The sequence below is a fragment of the candidate division KSB1 bacterium genome (assembly GCA_034506255.1).
GTDB lineage: Bacteria > Zhuqueibacterota > Zhuqueibacteria > Zhuqueibacterales > Zhuqueibacteraceae > Coneutiohabitans > Coneutiohabitans thermophilus.
This window is the reverse complement of sequence record JAPDPX010000007.1, coordinates 401,112-420,078: the sequence shown is the minus strand read 5'-3', so window position 1 is coordinate 420,078 and position 18,967 is coordinate 401,112. Positions and strand designations below refer to the sequence as shown.

Below are 18,967 nucleotides of genomic sequence, written 5' to 3'. Positions count from 1 at the left end.
GTGTTGCGCCGGCACATGTGATCATCCCGGTTTGGCGTTGCATGCTGGCAAAGACCCATGGATAACGAAACTCGTCAGAGCGGCGAGGCGCTGCTGGACGCCCTGTCGCGCATCAGCACCGTCATCAACACGCTCCAACAGCTCGACGTGTTGCTCGAAAAGATCATGGACATCGCGTTGGAAACCGTCGCGGCGGAGCGTGGCTTCATCCTGCTGAACAATGAAACCGGCACGCCGGTGGTGCGCATCGCCCGCAACATCACCGAAGAGAAAATCGAAGACGTGGCGCGCATCTCCTCCAGCGTGGTGCGCCAGGTGCTGCAAACCGGCGAGGCGGTGTTGATCTATGACACGCAGAGCGAAGGCGCCTTCGAAGACATGCACAGCATCATCATGTACCAGATCCGCTCGATTGCGTGTGTGCCGCTGAAGATCAAGGAGCGCCGCATCGGCGCCATCTATCTGGACAGCATCAACCACCGCAGCGGGTTCACCCAGACCAGCATCCCCTTTCTGATGACTTTCGCCAACCAGGCCGCCATCGCCATCGAGAACGCCCAGCTCTACCAGCAACTGCAGGAGGAGAACCGCCAGTTGCGCAAGGAGGTGCAGCGCGCCAGCGGCTTTGCCGGCATCATCGGCGAGAGCCACAAGATGAAGCAGATTTTCGACACCATCAACAGCCTGCTGGACTCCGACGCGCCGGTGCTGATTCAGGGCGAGAGCGGCACGGGCAAGGAGCTGGTGGCGCGCGCCCTGCACCACCATGGCGCCCGCCGCGAGAAGCCGTTTGTGGCGCTGTTTTGCGGCGCCCTGCCGGAGTCCCTGTTGGAGAGCGAGCTGTTCGGCCACAAGAAAGGCGCCTTCACCGGCGCGATCAGCGACAAGAAAGGCCTGTTCGAAACCGCCGACACCGGCACGTTCTTCCTCGACGAGATCGGCGACATCTCGCTCACCCTGCAAACGCAATTGCTGCGCGTGCTGCAGGAGGGGGAGATCAAGCGGGTGGGCGAGAACCATGTGCGCAAGGTCGATGTCCGCATCATCACCGCCACCAACAAGGATCTGCAGCAGAAAATCCGTGACGGCTCCTTTCGCGAAGATTTGTACTACCGCCTCAACGTGATGAACATTTATCTGCCGCCCCTGCGCGAACGCACCGAAGACATCCCACTGCTGGCGCAACACTTTCTGCAGATGTTCACCGAAAAGTACCGCAAGAACATTCACGGCTTTTCCTCGGCGGCGCTCGACCGCCTGACCCGCCACCATTGGCCGGGCAACATTCGTGAGTTGCGCAATACCATCGAGCGCGCCGTGGTGCACGCCAAGGGCGCCCTCATTGGCGTGGAGGACCTGCGTCTGGCCGAGCCCAACGGTCATCTCGTGCCGGCGGGCATGACCGTGGAGCAGTTGGTGCGCCGGCTGGTGGAGCAGACTCTGCGTGAAACCGGCGGCAACGTGACGCATGCCGCCTCGCGGCTGGGCGTCTCACGGCGGTGGATCCAATACAAGCAGAAGCAGTGGCAAAATGGAAAGAATTGAAGGCTACCAGATCTTCGCCGAACTGAAGAACGGGCCGGTCACCACCGTGTTCAAAGCGGTGGATGCGCGCTGCAACCAGGTGGTGTTGATCAAAATGCTGCGGCCCGAAACCGCGGCGCAGGAGCACTGGCGCACACAGTTCCTCCAGGAAAGCCGCATCAGCGCCAGAATCAACCACCCCAACCTGCGGCGCACGCTGCATGCCGGCGCGCTCGACGACCAGCCCTACATCGTGCTGGAATACATCGAAGGTCCCACCCTGCACGAGTTGATCAAACAGCACAAGCGCCTGCCACTCGATCTGTGCATTTACCTCACCAAGGAGCTGGCCGCCGCCATCGGCGCCGTGCATCAAAACAAAGTGCTGCACCGGGACATCAAACCGCAGAACATTTTTTTGGCGATGAACGGCGCGGTCAAACTGGGTGATTTGGGATCGGCGCACGAGCTGGCGGATTCCAATCCCCTCACCATCGGCACGCCGGCCTACATGTCGCCGGAATACATTTTGGGTCAGGAGGTCGGGCCGGCGAGTGATTTGTTCTCCCTGGGCGCCGTGCTTTACGAGATCATCACCGGCGAGGTCGCTTTTGTCAATCGCACGGTTGCGGCCACCCTGCTGCACGTGGTCAACTGGGACCCGGTGCCGATCGCGAAGCTGCGGCCGGAAACGCCACCCGAGTTGATCGTCACCTGCCAGAAGCTGCTGGCCAAAAATCCCGCGCAGCGCTATCGCAGCGCCGCGGCAGTGATCGACGATCTCAAATTCCTCGAAAAGAAGTACGGTTTGAACACCAACCGCAATCACCTCGCCTATTTTCTCGAATCGCCCGATACCTACTTTCAGGTGGTGATGCAGTCCAACGCCATCCTGTCGCCGGCCAGCAGTGCGCCGGCGCCCACCCCGCGCCGCATTCCAACGTTGAGCTGGGGCGTGGCCGCCATCATGAGCGCCAGCATGTTTCTTGCGGGCGTGCTCTTCATCAAAGGCCTGAAGGAATACTATTTTGATGACAGCAACCCGGCGCGCCCGATCAAAGCAGCCATCGCGCTGCCCGGCAGCAGCACGGCTGGAACCGGCTATCTGGATCTGCACGTCCTTCCCTGGGGCACGGTTTTTCTCAACGGTGATTCCATCGGGACCACGCCACTGCCGGCCGCCGTGTCGCTGCCTGCCGGCCGCAATCAAGTCAAAATCCTGCATCCGCGCTGGGGGATAAAAGTCAGGGAGCTTGACATCATCCCCGGCGATACCACGCACTTGACAATCGATTTGACCCAGCCGTAAGGCCCACTGCATTCAATTCCTCATGGTGTCGTTGCGCCGCCAGCTCTCTGTAAGCGTGCCGGCAGGCGCAGGGTGGTGTCTCACCTGTGAGAGATTTGGTTTCCTTGCGAAAACATCACCGCTCGGGCGCTGCGTCAGGAGCCAGAGAACGGTTCATTCGAGTTGTACGCACTTCTGGACTGAGCGCCCTGGCGGTTTCTCCGCTGGGTTGTTTCCATCCGCTGGTGATTTTCTCTCGAGTTGTGATTCAGCCGCCTCGGCGCGCCGGCGTTGCCTGCTGCCGTCGCCGGCGCACCAGCACTCCCCATTTCAACAACGCCAGCAGCGCGCGCACCCCGTCGCGCCAGGTGATCTTCTTGCCCTCATGATAGTCACGGCCGGTGTAGGTGATCGGAATTTCGTAAACACGATAGCCGTATTTGAACAATTTGATCGTCACCTCGACTTCGAAGTCGAAGGAACAGGATTGGATTGCCAAATCCCGCAGCACCGCGGCACGGATGACTTTGAAGCCGGTTTCCATGTCCGAAAGAATGCCGGAGGTGATGACGTTCGCCAGCAACGTCAGCAGCCTGTTGCCGACAAAGTGCCAGAAGAGAAACACGCGGTGCGGTCCGAGAAAGCGCGAGCCGTACACCGCGTCGGCCCAGCCCTGCTCGATGAGGGCCAGCGCCGCCGGGTAATCTTCCGGGTGATATTCCAAATCCGCATCTTGAATGATGATCACCTCGCCGGTGGCGGCGGTGAGGCCGGTTTTGATCGCCTGCCCCTTGCCCAAATTGCGCGGATGCGACAGCAACAGCAGCGGCTGCGTGCGGGCCAGAGCGGCGACGATCTCCGCACTGCCATCCGTGGAGCCGTCATCCACGACGATGATCTGCTTGGCACACGGCACGGCGAGCACGCGTTCGATTACTTGTGCGATGGTGGCGCGCTCGTTATAGAGCGGGATGATGATGGATAAAACCATGCTGCCTTCCTCCCTGGGCGTCGGCTTGCGTGATCACTGGTTGGTGAATGCCGCAACTGGTTTTGCATGCAGGTGCGTTTCCCGGCGCACCGCGGGAAAATGCCAGACGCCGGGCAAAAAACCAAGTTCGTTGATGGTCGGAATCGGAGACGGACGTTTCTTTACCGCCATTGCCAGGACCCCCGCCGGGAATTTGTGGGGGACCTGAATTTTGCATTCAGATTGATCCCCTCCGCGAGGAACGCCGATTCGATCGCGACACCCGACCACCCGGGAAGTGGTGCATAAAAATTTTGCAGGCCAACGTGCGGTCAACTCAGGCAGGAGTGGACTGTTTTTCGTGAAGCTGCTTCTTGCATTTCCCAAAACTCCGTGAGGAGTGACCTGTTTGGTTCTCCTCGAAAAAACCGCGCCGAATCATGGGAAATTCCACAGGCCACTCCTGACGGAGTTTAAAGACCCGCAAGATCGCCCTGTCTACAAACAGTTCACTCCTTACGGAGTTTTGGGAACAGGCCATTTTCCTTCAGGTCACAGCAAGCCGGCATGCAAAATTCAGGTATAAACAGTTCGCTCCGCGGGAGCTGTTTCCTGGCGCTGCCTCGAGATGAGAGCGAGAACAACCGGTAGCTCTGCTCGGGATGCCCTGTTCATCGCACGGCAGAGATTCAACCCTCGATGGCAAGATCAATCCCCAAAATCCCGCACCAGCAGCACTCCCACGAAAAAAGCCATGGCGTCGGAGTCCATTTTCGAGGGAGGAAAAAGTCTTGCTTGACTTCGAACAGAAGAATTTGCCATGTCGGTATGGACACCCATCGGAATGAAAATGTAGCGCAGACATCTTGTCTGCAGCAGGCTGAAAGCCTGCGCTACGGCATTTTCGTGGTAACTGACGGCGTTTGGAGAACGCGTGATTTCTTCCGGGCAACAGCCAGCCCGCGTGCAACATTCAGGTGGTCGCTTGGTAAGAAGCCTGAATATCTCTCTGACATAAACCTTCCTGCCATGACTTTCTTGAAAAGGTTGGTGACATTGGGCAGGAGATCTGCACGACCGTTTTCATCTTGCCGGGTGCCCGTACGGGCAGGCAAATTCCCGCGGAATGACAATGAAAGCGCGCCTGGCAACGCCGGGGAAAGCGCGAATAGACAGCGCAAACGAACGGCCTCGCCGCCATGCGAGCGGCTGTTGCGATTCTCACCAAATTGTAAGCACGGACTATCCGTTTTGTAATCTTCTGCAAAAAGAACGCGCAGTGCTGCGAAAAATTTTTGCAGTTGTCTGGCGGTGCGTGGGGCGTTTCTGGTGAAGCCGGTTCGCCTTATGATGACTCGATTGGGATAACTTTTTGATAATGCGAACGCGCCTGCTGCTCGGTGGCACAAGTGATGGCGGGGACAAAACCCTGGTATGGAATTTGTCAAATCAAAAAGCGTTCATGATGATGGTGCTCACCTTGATACGACAGGGACAGCGAATACTTTGCCAGTGTGCCCACATGGTTGTCCGATGAAGCTCACAGGAAGTGAATCTCATGCCAGGAGGGCATGAATAACATGTGGGTCGATCGTCGAGCGTGAAGCATGGCGCCGGCAGTCAGAGCCCTCCCTCTGCAGGCCCATGCTTCCCGCTTTTGCTGCAACAACGCTCATCGACGGAGTGATGGCGAACTTCCTTGATGAGCGTTTTTGTTGCGGTCTGGAGCGGTGGCAATCTGCAAACCAAAGGCAGTGGTTATACTATAAGGCGCCATCTCCGTCATAGTCGTGAAACGATAACCAAAGTCGCGATCCCATGGCACAACACCAATTGATGCTTCTGGTCCTGGCGGCGCTGGTCACCGCGTTCACGATCGTGGTCGGCATGAACCGCTTTCAGGAAGACGCCGATGCTGCGGAGAGGGATCAAATTCTGCTGCTGGTTGCCAATCTCGCCACCCGTGCGCAGGCGTGGTATCACACGCCGGCGCTGCTGGGCGGCGGCGGCAAATCCTTCGCGGATTTTTCGTTCGACAAAATCCATTTCCGTCCCGAAAGTTCCCTCGGTACGGTGAATTTGTCCTATTGCGTGCCCGGCAGTGTGAGAATCGTCGGCCGGCTGTACAATGACCGCAACTGGAGCATCGTCGTCGATGTTTACCCGGATTCCTTCGAGGTGACGCACTGAACCCTGAATGCGAAAGGAGGCTGAGCCGGGGAGAGTGATGAAGATTTCTCCACCTCTCGCCAATTTCCAGTATAAACGAAAACACCGGCCGGTCAGCGTTGAGCCCTTCACTGATCATCGGACGGTTTGGACCTGCCGGATGATTTCGGTTAACCAACCCAATCACAGGAGCACTGCATCATGGGTCAGCAGCAACTTCTTTTGCTCATTCTCGCAGCAGTCATCGTCGGCGTGGCGATCACGCTCGGCATCAACATGTTCGCGCAGAACTCGGCGCAAGCCAATCAGGAAGCGGTCATGCAGGATGTTTTGACCATCGCTTCGCGGGCGCAGGCCTGGTATCGCCGGCCGGTGCAAATGGGCGGTGGCGGCCGTACTTACGCCACCGTGACGCTCGCCAACCTCAATTTTCCCGCCAGCAATGCCAATGGCAGCTATGCCCTGAGTGGCGGGAACGCCACAACGTTGACCATTACCGGCACTGGTGTCGAAGATGGCGACGGCGATGGCACCAATTTGCAAATCACGGCTGTCATCACGCCGGACAGTGTGCGAACGATGACGATCAACCCATAGTGATGACATGAGGACGGGTTGCCGAAAAGGCAACCTGTCCTTTCTTGCCGTCAACAACACCTTTTGAAAAATCATGGATGCTATGCGCTGTCAGGGAGCGGGCGAACCAATAACTGGAGTGTCGCCACGTGGGACAGCAACAGCTCTTGCTTCTCATTCTCGCCGCCGGCATCGTAGGTGCCGCCATTTTGGTCGGAATCAACTCGTTTTCCGGCAGTTCCACCCAGGCCAACCAGGAGGCGGTTATTCATGACATCATGAACATTGCCGCACGGGCACAAGCCTGGTACCGCCGGCCTGCCGCCATGGGAGGCGGCGGGCGGAATTTTGCAGGTCTCAACGGTCATCTCGAGCGCATCAATTTTCCCAGCAGCAATCTTAATGGCAGTTACAGCATCAGTGGCGGTGATGCCAGCACCTGCACGATTATCGGCACCGGTCTCGAGGATGGCAACGGCGATGGTGTGCCGCTGGTGGTGACGGTGGTCATCACCCCGGACAGCATTCGCAGCCTGACAATGACACCTTGATCACGTTGTGAAGCAAGGGACAGGTCGTGCCTCCCCGGCCTGTTCCTTGTTTCATGTTTGGCGGAAAGTGATCAGCATCCAGCATCCAGCATCCAGCATGGCCGAGTTTCGCTATCAGGGCATCACGCTTGCCGGCAAGCCGTTGCAGGGCACGCTGCTGGCGCAGAATCGCTTCGAGGCGCAGAAGAAGCTCAACGAGATCGCGAGCGAGTATCGCGTGCGCATCCAGGCGCTGCACAAGCGCGTGCCTTTCAGCTACAAGGCGCGGCGGCCGGGCAACAACAAGATTTTGCGCGGGGAGATCACCGCGTTCACGGCGGAGGAGGTGCGCGAGTCGCTCACCCGCATGGGGTATCAGCCCATTTCGGTGCAGCGCAACTGGCTCAACCTGCGGCTGGGCGTCCCGCAAAAGGAGATTGTCGTTTTCATTCGGCTGTGCGCGGATCTGCTGCGCGAGCAGTTTCCGTATGACGAGATTCTCACGATGCTGGCCAACGACATGGAGAATGCCCGTCTGCGGGAAGTGGTGATGGAGATCCACAAGGATCTCAAAATGGGCAAGGAGGGGCGCCAGGTTTTTCTCAAGCATGCCGACGTGCTGGGCAAGTTCACCGCGCACATGTTGAGCATTGCCTCGACCAGCGGCAACATGGCGGAAATCTACGAAAACACCGCCAAGTTTTTGGAGCGCTCCGCGGAATTCAAAAAGAACATCCGCAGCACGCTGTTCATGCCGGCGTTCGTGGTGCTGGCGGCGATTGGGGCGCTGATTTTCTACGTGATGTACATCTTCCCCAAGATTGCCGGCATGCTGCTCAAATACAACATCGCGGTGCCGCCGATGACGGCGGCCACCATGCGGGTGAGTGAGTTTTTCCAGCACAACATCCTGTGGGTGGTGCTGGCCGTCGCGGTGCCGATCACGGCGCTGGTTGCCTATTTTCGCAGCGACAGCGGCCGGGTGGTGTGGCACCGCCTGGTCATCTCGCTGCCGGTGGTGGGCAAGCTCATCTACAAAACCAGCCTGGAGGTGTTTGCGCGCGTGTTTCACGCGCTCTACAGCGGCTCGGGCGAGAACATCGAGGTGATCAGCATCGCCTCCGAAGCGTGCCGCAACCGCTACCTCGAGAAGCAGATCAAGGAAGTGGTGATTCCGGCGATGCTGCGCGAGGGCCGCAGCCTGAGCGACGCCATGGAACTGTCGGCGGTGTTTCCCAGGAATGTCATTTACACGCTGCGCAGCGGCGAGGAATCCGGCACACTGCGCGAGGCCATGCTGCGGCTGGCCAATTTCTATGAAAAAGAAACGACCCACAAGATGAGCCGGGTGGTGGATTTGATCAATCTCGCGGTCTCGATTTTCATCTCGATTCTGATTGTCGGCATCACATTGATTTCATCCGAAGTCGGTTTCGTTTCCCCCAACATGCCGGGCAGCATGCCCGCGGTGCCGGGACGGTAGGCGCCGGGCGGGCGGCACCGGCGGTACAACGAAACCGGTGTTCCCAGCCCTTGTGAAGGAGTCAGGCCATGGAACCGATGGGAGTTCGCATCGGGAAGATTTTGCTGCAGAAGCAGATCATCACCCAGACCATTTTGGAGAAGGCCATTCTGGCCCAGCGCCAGGAACCGGCCGGCAGACAGCGCCGCTTGCAGCAAATTCTGGTCGAGGATTTTCAGATCGACCGCCATCGCATCTACCAGGCGATCGCCGAGCTCTACGCCTTCAAGGAGGTGGACCTGACCGGCGAGAAGATCGGTGACGCGCAACTGGATTTCATCCGCAAGACCATCGACGCCTGCACGGAGGAGGCCCGCAACCGCCTGCTGAGCAAACGCGTCCTGCCGTTTCGCCCCGGCACCAACAACAAAAATGTCCTGACCGTCATCGCCGCCGACCCGCTGGACCGGGAAATTCCGCTGCTGCTGAAGGATCTGCCCTACACCCAGATCGAGGTCGCCTACTGCCCGCTGGAGCAGGTCAATTCCCTGATCGACCGTGTGATGGCGTTCAAGAACGAGTTTTTGCAGCAGCTCGAAGCTTCGCTGCAGAACGTCGAGGTGGTCAACGCCGAGGAGGAGGACAAGATCGACGAGGCGGCGCTCGACGCCGAAATCAACCGCAGCATGCTCACCAACCTGATCGAGGGCACCCTGGTCGAGGCGGTGCGCAAAGGCGCGAGCGACATTCACATCATTCCCAAGGAAGGCAATGTCACCGAGTTTCATTTTCGCATCGACGGCAAGCTGCAGCTTTGGCATGCCCTGTCTGCGGTCAAGCCGGAGGCGGTGGCGGCGGTGATCAAGGACCGCTCGATCAACATCGACCGCTTCAACCGCAACATCGCACAGGACGGCTACATCCAGCGCAAGATCGACAACTACCATATCCGTTTCCGCGTGTCGGTGCTGCCCATCGTGGTGTCGGAATCGCAGCGGCGCTATGAGAGCATCGTGATCCGCGTGCTGGATGACCGCAAGGTGATCACCGATCTCAATCTGCTGGGGCTGCAGGAGCAGGCGGCGCGTGATTTCGAGGCGGCCATCCGCAAGCCGCAGGGCGTGATCATCATCACCGGGCCGACCGGCAGCGGCAAGAGCACGACGCTGGTGGCGGCGCTGCACCGCATCATGGACCCCACCAAGAACGTGGTGACGGTGGAGGAGCCGGTGGAATACCTGATTCGCGGGGCGCGCCAGGTGAAGCTGGGGCCCAAGCTCAACTTCGATCAGGCGCTGCGTTCGATTTTGCGTCATGACCCCGACATCGTGATGGTGGGGGAGATGCGCGACCTGAAATCGGCGGAGATCGCGGTGAGCCTGGCCAACACCGGCCACATCACCTTCTCGACGCTGCACACCAACGACGCACCCAGCGCGATTTCGCGGCTTTACATGCTGGGGGTCGAGCCGTTTCTCATCGCCAATGCCATCAACCTGATCATGGCGCAGCGTCTGGTGCGCAAGCTTTGTGATCACTGCAAAAAACCGGTGGAGCGCGTCGATGTCGATATGGCACGCTTCATCGGGTTCACCGATCATGAGATTCGCCAAACCACGTTTTACCAGCCGGTGGGCTGCGACAAGTGTTATGCCGGCTATCGCGGCCGCCAGTGCATCACCGAAGCATTGCTGTTCACCAACGAAATCCGGCGCCTCATTTTAAAGAATGCCGCGAACATCGACGAGGACTTGATCCGGCAGGAGGCGATTCGCGGCGGCATGTTGACCCTGCGCGCCTCCGGCCGGGAACGCATCAAAGCCGGCACGACCACCATCGAAGAAGTCGTCGCGGCCACGGTGGAATAGCCGGCAGGCGGCGGCCGCGTCGCGGTTCACACGCAAACACGCAACGGAAGATTATGGGATATCGTGAACTCCTGTTGGTGCTGGTCAGTGTGGTGTTGCTGACGCTGCTGATGACACAGATCAATAGTCAGACGGTGGAGGGCCGGGAGGCGCTGCAGGAGCTGTCGTTGCACCAGGCGGCGGCTTCACTGGCGCAGCAGTTCATCGAGGAGGCGCGCTCAAAAAAATTCGATGCCTTGGTCGGCGTGCTTGCCCCCGGTGACATGCCGGACGGCTTCACACCGTGGAACTGGCTGGGGCACAGCGGCTCGGAGTCGTATCCGCGTTTTAATGACGTCGATGATTATCACGGGTTCAGCCGGACCATCTACGTGAACGGCGCCAACACCAACCTCACGGGCACCGACGGCATTCCGTTCAATGTCAACATTCAGGTGCATTATGTCAGTGAGGCCAATCCGGATTCTGCGGTGTCGCATGAGACCTTTCTCAAGCGCATGACAGTGAACGTGACCAGTAGTTGGCTGCCGACCGGGACCACCGTGACCTTGAAACACGTTTTCAGTTATTTCGGTGTGAACATGTAATCCGGGAGGTGTATCACCGCCAGCACTTCCACCGGCGGTGGTACTGGGCGCAAGGGGCGGGGGTGTCGCTTGAGGCCGGCGCCGGGTGGCAGGACGCCCGGCCAAAACCGAGACCTTTTCTTCGAGTTCAAACATGGGATCCTGGCTCACATTGATTGCGAGCGTCGTGATTGGCGGCATGGTGCTGGTCTCCTTCCAGCAGTTCAACAACGACGTCAGCCGTGATTTGCAGCTCGATACGCTCGATCACATTGCCTATGGCAACATGGACGCGGTGGTGCAGTTGCTCGATTACGACTTTTCGCGGATCGGATATGGTGTCAATGATCCCCGTCAGAACATCATCACCAAAGCGGAGGCCTCCGACGTGCGCTATGTCCTGGACGACAACGGCGACGGCACGCTGGAAACGATGCGTTATTACCTGAGCTCGACCGACGATGCGGTGGCGCGCGCGACGCCGAATCCCAATGACAAGGTGCTCTACCGCGTGGTCAACGGCGGCACCGCCGAGGTCATTGCCACCGGCCTGACTGAATTCAAAGTGTTGTACTATGACTCAACCGGCAACACGACCCCCGTTTTGGCAAACATTCGCTCGCTGGTCGTCAGTTTGACCATCGAGGGCGACTATGGCGCCGACAATCAGTACCCCAAGTTCGTGTGGTTGGGACGCTTCACGCCGCCAAGTTTGGTGACGCAGTGAGGGCGGCGCCGGGTAAGAGAGGCGTGCCCGGCAACGTCGCGTTGCAAACGCCTGCTGATGGTGTGGTACCACAGAGTTTTGCACAGAGGTCGACATGGGACGAACGCTGCTCATTCTGATGGCCGGTTTTGCCGCTTCGTTTGGCATGCTGTCGCTCAGCAAGAACCAGCGCTTCATCGATTCCACCAGCCGCTTGGTGGATCATTATGCCCGCTATACTTCCAAAAACGCTGCCACCAGCGGCGCCTACATGGCACTCAATCAGCTTTACCTGGACCCTGCCTGGCGCGACGGTTACAGCGATCTCACACTGGCCGGCAACGTGATCAATGTGACGGTCGACGATGTGAATGACGATCCCTCACTGGGGCCTTATCGCGTGCGCATTCGTGCCAGCGGCGGCAATTCCGATACCACCAGCCAGGTGGAGGTCACGGTGTTTGACCGGGGGTTTGATCGCTTCGCGGTGTGGGCCAGGGACACGGTGATCAACATTACGGCCAAGGACTCGCTCGGGGCGGTGAACCAGAACTTGATTATTCAAAATGCGCCGTTCATGCCCCGTATCGACGACAACGAACTCCTGGCGCGCGCAATCGCGCAGTCGCACGTGTATCCCGGTAATTTGACGCCCAGCAACGGCTACCCCAATGGCAGCTTTTACTACTCCGGCTCGACTCCCAATGTCACCGTGGTGAAGGGCGATCTGCGGGTGGAAAACGGACGCACGATATGGGGGATTTTTTCCGTGGAGGGCAATGTCATTTTGGGAAGTGGTGCCACGATCAACGGCGTGGTGTATTTGCCGCAAACCAGCTCCCGTGTGATCTACGCCAGTGGCAGCGCCAGCGAGAGCTTGATCAAGGGGGGCGTGGTGGCGTGGGGAGGCCTGGACGGCAGCGGCGGCAGCGTGACGGTGCAGCACTTTCCCTCCTACTATCGCCGGTTTGTGTCGCGTTACGCGAAAAACAATCCGCCGATGCGGGTAATTTCCTGGAGGTAGGCGGATCGGCGGCAGGGAGCTTACCTCGGATTTTTTGCGAAAGGCTGTTGGCAAAGGGGCAAACATGTTGGACCAACGACTGCAGAATGCCAAGAACCTTCTGGCCCGTCTGATTCCGCAAATTCCGATGCGGGCGGAAGGCTTGGAGTTGATGAATTTTATCGGGCAATTGCTGGACAGTCAGCCGGTGGAAGTCCGCGAACAATTGCGGCAGGCGGTAGAGTTTTTGATGATCAGCATGGAGAGCAAGGATGCCTCCGACATGGATTTTGGCGCGGTGGGCAGCAGCGGTTTTGTGTGGTATCGGGTTTACGGGGTCAAACGGCCTTTTCATCCGGAGATGGGCGAATTCACGCCCATTGAAACCAACATCATGCTGCTCAATTTGCTCACGCCCCGGGAGCGGGAGGAGCTGTGGAACAACCGGCAGTTGGATTTTTCCTATCAGCTCGTGACGCCGCTGGGCCGCCGGCGGTTTCGCTCTTCCATCTATTGGGAGTTGAACCACCTGTCGCTCAGCATGCGGCGCATCAACCCCGAACTGCGGCCGTTTCAGGAGTTGGGCTTCCACCGCCAGGTGGCGCGCCTGATGAATTTGGAGTATGAGAAGCGCGGGCTGATTCTGGTGACCGGTATCACCGGCTCCGGTAAAAGTGCGACGCTGGACACCATCATCGACGCCAACAACCGCACTTCCAATGGCCATATTTTGATCATCGGCGACCCGATCGAGTACATTCATGTGTCGCAGAAATGTGTGGTACGCCATCGCGAGGTCGGGCGGGATGTGCGCAGCTTCAAGGACGGGCTGGTGCAGGGTTTGCGGCAGGATCCGGATATCATCGTGATCAGCGAAATGCGCGACCCGGACACCATCGCCACGGTGTTGGAGGCGGCAGACAGCGGCCACAAAGTGATGGCGACCCTGCACACCTCCTCGGCGGTGGAGAGTGTCGATCGTATTTTGGGCGAAATGCCGCCCGAGGAGCAGCCGCGCATTCGCGAGCGCCTGGCGAGTGTGTTGACCTGTGTGATTTCGCAGAAGCTGGTGCGCAGCCTGGACGGCAAGCGCGTGCTGGCCAAGGAGGTAATGGTGGCGAATGCGCCGGTGCGGGCCGCCATCCGCAACAATCACACTGAGGAGATTTATCAAATCATCCAGCAGTCGGGCAACGAGGGCATGATCACCATGGAGCAGGACCTGGCGCGGCTCTATCGCAGCCGGCTGATTTCCTACGAAGAGGCACTCAACAATGCCAACAACAAGAAACGCTTCGAAGACCTGATCAAGTACGATCGCCCGTGAAGTGACACCTTATGAACCGGCTCAAGCTCAAACACGCGTTGGGTCTTGCGGTGAGCGGCACGGAAGTGCGGCTGGCGCATTTGACCAACAACAAGGGCCAGATTCAAATTGAAGGCCTGGAACGCGCCAAGTTGGCAAACACGCTGGAGCAACAGCCCGCGCCTGCTGCCAGCGGCGGCCCTGCAGAGGCCGAAACCAGGGATGTTTTCGGTTTGAAGGATGCTTTTGGCCTGAAGGACAGCCTGGGCGAACGCGGCGCCGGTGAAACCACCTACAAGCAGGACAATGCCAATCTCGAGGTTCTCTATCAACTGCTGCAGAAGTATACGCAGCGCAAGGTCAAGATCGCGTTCAATCTGCCGCTGTCGATGGTGACCTACCAGCGGGAGAGCGGCCCGCAGGCCGGCACGCCCCCCGGCGAGCGCGTCCCCAGCCCGGAGATCGGCATCAAACGTTTGAAATCGCGCGACGGCACCCTTGCGTTGACCTATGACAAGCATCCGCCCACCCTGTCGCTGCTGCGCGAAGTCAACAGTTTCGTCAAGGGCAATCTCTTTCTCGCCCTGATGGACACCACCGAGGTGGCGCTCGCCAACCTGGCACGCACCGGTTCCGAGCTGCGTTCCGACAAGATCACCGTGATCATCTACATCGAAGATGATTTCACCCGCCTGGTGTTTTTGCACGGCAAGGACCTGTTTCACGTCAGCTCGATTATTCACGAAGGCGTGGCCTCCCCGGAAAATCTCGAGGTGATTTACCGCAAGCTCATTTATGAGCAGGATGAAGCCGAGATCCCGGAGATTTCCACCATCCTGCTGGCGGGCAAAAGCAGCCGCATCAAGGCGCGGGATTTTTTTGCCGGCTATTTCGAAAACGCGACGGTGCGCTATCTCACCTCGACCTCCAACGCTCTCGGCAACTTCCCCGCCAATGAGATGCAGGGCCAGACCTTTTCCGAATTCGCCGTGCCGATCGCCCTGGCCTGGAAACTGCTGGATCCCAAAAATCCGGACTTCATTCCGCTCAATCTGCTGCCGCAGGATTTGATCGACCAGCAGCAGGTGCTCAAGCTCAACTACACCGGCTATGCCCTGCTGGCCATCACCGGCCTGACGGCGTTCTTCTTCACCTGGCAGATCGTTCAAAGCCGGCGGGAGTTCTACCGCCTGCAGCGGCAAAATGTGCAACTCGAGCTGCAGATTCAAAGCAACCAGAGCACGGTCGACCGCGTGCTCGACATCGAAAACGAGATCAACCGCCTGAGCAAGCATCTCGCCCTGTCCGACAGTCTGAGCCGCAAGCATGACGAATTCATCACCTTCCTGCAAAAGCTCAACCGGAGCGTGGGGAGCACCGGCGGCCTGTGGATCGATGAAATCGCCAAACAACCCGACGGTTTCATGGTGCGCGGCACCGCCACCAACCGCGCCAAGGTTCCGTTGCTTGCCGAGAAGCTGGAGCAGGCCAATCTGCGCCGCATGACGCGCGCGGATTCCAGCGAACAGCGGCTGGTGACCTTCGAGTTGGAGCGCCGCCAGCCGCTGGAGAACGTCGAGTTCGTCCAAAACGGCATTCGCATCATCGACGCCAGCCAGTTTGCCGGCGGCAATCTGGTGTTGACCAAGGGCGGCCGCGATACGGCGGCAGACAAGCAGGGCGCCACTGCCGCGCCGGCGCTCGCTGCGAATGCGCCGGCGACCCCGCCACCTGCGGCCCCCTCCCAAAGCGCGGCCGCGGGCACGACCAGGCCCGCCGTGTCGCGCGCAACGGAAGCAGGGGCAGCGCAGCGCAATGCCCGCCGGCCGACCAATCAGGTTGAGCGCATGGCGGAGAGCCGTGTGGCGCCGGCCAATGGCAGTGCGACGCAGCCGCGAGCGGCCAACACCGGCGGTGTTGCCTCCACCACCGGAAAACGCCAGCCGACCATGGCTTCCGCGCAACGCACGATTCCAAACCGTGCACCGGTGGCTGGTGCAAGCAGTGCGGCCGCCGCCGCGGAAATCGAGGACAGCGCGTTGGCTGGAAGGGTGGAGGCCATGACCTGCCAGACCAGAGATCTGGCGGAATGGTATGCCGCGGGCTATCGCAAGCGCGGTACGGACGCCATCGTCGTGCCCCATTTCGACCAACGCCAGGGCATGCAGTATTACCGCGTGATGATCAGCAAACCGGCCGGCAGGAACCCGGTAGCGGAGGACAGGATGGTGCACAATGCCAGCCGTGCGACCGGCGTCACGAACGGCCCGTCAGGCAATCCCCATTCCACCGGCGGCAGCATGCCCTCGTCCACCGCCATGCGCGAGGAAAATTACGGCGACAAGGTCGAGGCCATCACCTGCCATACCCGGGAGCTGGCGGAGTGGTATGCAGCCGGCTATCGCAAGCGTGGCATCGAGGCGGTGGTGGCGCCTTATTTCGACAAAGCGCAGGGGATGGAAGTCTACCGAGTTTTGATCAAGAAGCCGGTGCCCAAGCTCAACAACGGCCAGGAGACGCCGCAACCGCGCATGGCCGCCACCACCGGCTCCAGGCCGCCAGCACGCGGATACACCATCGAAGCGACGGCGGCGGTGATCAACGAGCCGGTGGAGGACATCGTCACCACTTATCGCAAGCAGGGGATGGAGGTGACCATCGAGCGGTATCGTGATGCGCAATCACAGCAGCCCAGGTATCGCCTGCTGATTGGCACCTTTGCAACGCGCGAAGCGGCGGAACGCAAGGCGGCGGAGATCGGCAATCTGTTCATCAAGAGTTATCGCATAGTCATGCTCAAATAGCCGGCCACCGGCGGAGGCAAATCCCGATGTATGCCCGGCGCAACAGCCTGACACTGCTGTTGCTTCTCCTTGTCATTGGTGGGTTCGGATTTTTCTGGCAACGCCGGGAGGCGCAGGCCCTCGCCGCGCTGAACCAGAAGGCCCAGGAGCTCAGGCAGCGTTTTTCCGGCGAGATGGAGGTGGCGCAAACACTGAACCTGGCGATGGCCACGCGTGATTCGCTGCAACGGCTGTGGCAGAATTCCGCCAAGAAGCTGATCGCCGCCGAGGAGCCGGCGTTCTCGCTGTCCTACATCAACTGGCTGATTCAGGTGCACAACCTGAACATCGATTTCGACTTTTATCTCAACGAAAAGAAGCCGGCAGCGGAATACACGGCGTTTTCCTACACCTTGAACGGCGAAGGTCCCTACCGGGACATCTTTGCACTGTTGTGGTACATGACGCATAATCCCCTGCTTTACCAGATCAAAAGCGTCAACTTTGGCCGCAGCGAACAGGAGCCCAGACTGTTGCGCTTCAACCTGATGTTTGAAGGCTACTCGATGAACAAGGACTGGGAAATCGGCAGTGAATTGACCCTGGCCTCGCCGCAATTGGATTGGAACACCGAGTTTGCCTTTGATGCCTTCAACAGCCTGGTGCCGCTGTCCGCCAAAGCGCGGACGGTGGTGACGGAGGCGGTGAGTGCGCCGGCGCCGGTGCCCGCCGATGAGGCCCCGGAGCTGCTCGATGTCGAGCGGGCGACGCTGCTGGCGATCACCAACAACAAGGCGTATTTGCGCGGGGCGGATGGCAAGATTTTCCCGTTGGTGGTCGGCGATGCCGTCCGGCGCGGCCGGCTGACCCAGATCGATATCGGCCGCAATCAGGTGGAGTTTGAAGTCCGCTCCGAAACGGGCATGCGCACGCTTCGGCTCAATATTGAATACAATTAATTTCAGACGCCAGAGATGAAAAAAAGCCTGTTCGTCAGCCTGCTCGTGCTGTGTGGTGTTGTGGCGGCCCGGGGGCAGAACAATCTGCCGACCCAGCCCTACGGTCCGGACGAGATGGTTTCCCTGAACCCCAATGTGCCCCTGCCCACCGCGCTGGAGATCCTCTCCGGTTTTGCGCGCAAGTTCGAAAACCGGGTGATCGTCGATGCCAAGGCGCCCAACAAGCCCATCGGCGTGTCGGTGGAAAACATGCACTGGAAGCGCGCGCTGGAATATGTGCTGCGCTCCAACATGCTGCGCTACGAACCGCACGAGCAGTACTACGAAGTGCTGGAGATGGTGCCGGGCCAGGCGGCGGCCGCGGAACCGAAACAGGCGCAGGAGGATGACATTTCAATCGACACCCGCGAAATTGAGATCAATGCCATCTTTTTTCAGGCGGATTATGAAACCCTCCATGAACTCGGCATCAACTGGAGCACCTTCAAGAACGGCACGGTGCAGTTTCAAACCTTCAGCGCGGACGAGGTGGCGAAGGACATCCTGCGGGTGTCCGCCGGGGGCAGCATCCGCGGTGCGGTGAATGTCAACGCCCTGTTGCGCGCCTTCGAGAGCCGCAGTCTGGGTGAGATCATCGCGCGCCCCAAGATTCGCGTGATGGATGGTGAAAAGGGCAAGATCAAGGTCGGCAAAAATTTCTATCTCACGCTGCAGGATTTTGCCGGCAACACCCGCTTCTCGGAGTATGAGTCGGGCATCATTCTCACGGTGGCGCCCACGCTTCACGGCCGCAACGATTCCACCTTCATCTACCTCGATCTCACCGCCGAACGCAGCGATGTGCAGCCCGATGCCATCGGCGTCACCAAGAGCATCACCGAGGGCCAGACTCACGTCCTGCTGCTCGATGGCGAGGAAACGGTGATGGCCGGTCTGTTGAGCCATGAACGGCTCAAAGTGCGCAAGGGTGTTCCGCTGTTGAAAGACATTCCGATTCTGGGCTATCTCTTTGGCTACAACAGCCATCGCCTGCGCAAGAAGGAGCTGGTGATTTTGCTGGAGGCCCGCATCGTGCCTCCCTTGCTGGGGCGCCGCGGCCGGCAGGTGGATGTGCGTGAACAACTCAAACGGGACTGGCAGGAGCTGCTACGCCAGGCCCCCGAAAAGGACGACCTGCGGGGTACGAAAAAGAATCCGGCGCGTGAGCCCCGCCGCTCACCGCAATCGAATCGCCTCAAATAAGATTCACAAGGATTG

Annotated in this window: 15 protein-coding genes; 14 read left to right on the top strand and 1 reads right to left on the bottom strand. The window is 59.4% G+C overall.

Annotation, left to right across the window (positions count from 1 at the left end):
* Positions 1 to 57 precede the first annotated feature (57 nt).
* Both ONB52_16480 and ONB52_16475 read left to right on the top strand, forming a co-directional pair.
* A complete protein-coding gene (locus tag ONB52_16480; protein MDZ7417734.1) occupies positions 58 to 1,545 on the top strand; it encodes a sigma 54-interacting transcriptional regulator in 1,488 nt (495 codons plus the stop codon).
* A complete protein-coding gene (locus tag ONB52_16475; GenBank protein ID MDZ7417733.1) occupies positions 1,532 to 2,833 on the top strand; it encodes a protein kinase in 1,302 nt (433 codons plus the stop codon). The genes ONB52_16480 and ONB52_16475 overlap by 14 nt, the downstream gene beginning before the upstream one ends.
* Before the next feature lie 247 nt (positions 2,834 to 3,080).
* Here ONB52_16475 and ONB52_16470 read toward each other — a convergent pair whose 3' ends face one another.
* Complete coding sequence (locus ONB52_16470; GenBank protein ID MDZ7417732.1) at positions 3,081 to 3,803, bottom strand: glycosyltransferase family 2 protein; 723 nt, start codon at positions 3,801 to 3,803, stop codon at positions 3,081 to 3,083.
* A gap of 1,797 nt (positions 3,804 to 5,600) precedes the next feature.
* On the opposite strand from ONB52_16470, the gene ONB52_16465 reads away from it, so the two are divergent.
* From ONB52_16465 to ONB52_16410, 12 genes are all read left to right on the top strand, one after another.
* Positions 5,601 to 5,972 (top strand): hypothetical protein, encoded by a 372-nt coding sequence (locus tag ONB52_16465; GenBank protein ID MDZ7417731.1) that lies wholly within the window; start codon positions 5,601 to 5,603, stop codon positions 5,970 to 5,972.
* Between the two features lie 180 nt (positions 5,973 to 6,152).
* A complete protein-coding gene (locus ONB52_16460) occupies positions 6,153 to 6,548 on the top strand; it encodes a hypothetical protein (protein MDZ7417730.1) in 396 nt (131 codons plus the stop codon).
* 146 nt (positions 6,549 to 6,694) lie between these two features.
* Positions 6,695 to 7,078, top strand: a complete 384-nt coding sequence (locus ONB52_16455; protein ID MDZ7417729.1) for a hypothetical protein — start codon at positions 6,695 to 6,697, stop codon at positions 7,076 to 7,078.
* Positions 7,079 to 7,175: 97 nt separating this feature from the next.
* Complete coding sequence (locus ONB52_16450; GenBank protein ID MDZ7417728.1) at positions 7,176 to 8,540, top strand: type II secretion system F family protein; 1,365 nt, start codon at positions 7,176 to 7,178, stop codon at positions 8,538 to 8,540.
* A gap of 68 nt (positions 8,541 to 8,608) precedes the next feature.
* Entirely contained in the window at positions 8,609 to 10,387 is a 1,779-nt protein-coding gene (locus tag ONB52_16445; GenBank protein MDZ7417727.1) for a type II/IV secretion system protein, read from the top strand.
* A gap of 53 nt (positions 10,388 to 10,440) precedes the next feature.
* On the top strand, positions 10,441 to 10,974 hold the full coding sequence (locus ONB52_16440) for a hypothetical protein (protein MDZ7417726.1): 534 nt from the start codon (positions 10,441 to 10,443) through the stop codon (positions 10,972 to 10,974).
* Positions 10,975 to 11,107: 133 nt separating this feature from the next.
* Positions 11,108 to 11,680 carry a hypothetical protein gene (locus tag ONB52_16435; GenBank protein ID MDZ7417725.1) on the top strand — a complete coding sequence of 191 codons (573 nt, stop codon included), beginning with the start codon at positions 11,108 to 11,110 and terminating at the stop codon, positions 11,678 to 11,680.
* 94 nt (positions 11,681 to 11,774) lie between these two features.
* Positions 11,775 to 12,683 (top strand): hypothetical protein, encoded by a 909-nt coding sequence (locus ONB52_16430; protein MDZ7417724.1) that lies wholly within the window; start codon positions 11,775 to 11,777, stop codon positions 12,681 to 12,683.
* Between the two features lie 64 nt (positions 12,684 to 12,747).
* Positions 12,748 to 13,989: a PilT/PilU family type 4a pilus ATPase gene (locus ONB52_16425; protein MDZ7417723.1), complete on the top strand. Its 1,242-nt coding sequence runs from the start codon at positions 12,748 to 12,750 to the stop codon at positions 13,987 to 13,989.
* 11 nt (positions 13,990 to 14,000) lie between these two features.
* Positions 14,001 to 16,772, top strand: coding sequence for a hypothetical protein (locus ONB52_16420; GenBank protein ID MDZ7417722.1), 2,772 nt, complete (start codon positions 14,001 to 14,003; stop codon positions 16,770 to 16,772).
* A 26-nt stretch (positions 16,773 to 16,798) separates the two neighbouring features.
* Entirely contained in the window at positions 16,799 to 17,710 is a 912-nt protein-coding gene (locus ONB52_16415; protein MDZ7417721.1) for a hypothetical protein, read from the top strand.
* A 15-nt stretch (positions 17,711 to 17,725) separates the two neighbouring features.
* A complete protein-coding gene (locus ONB52_16410; protein ID MDZ7417720.1) occupies positions 17,726 to 18,952 on the top strand; it encodes a type II and III secretion system protein in 1,227 nt (408 codons plus the stop codon).
* Positions 18,953 to 18,967 lie beyond the last annotated feature (15 nt).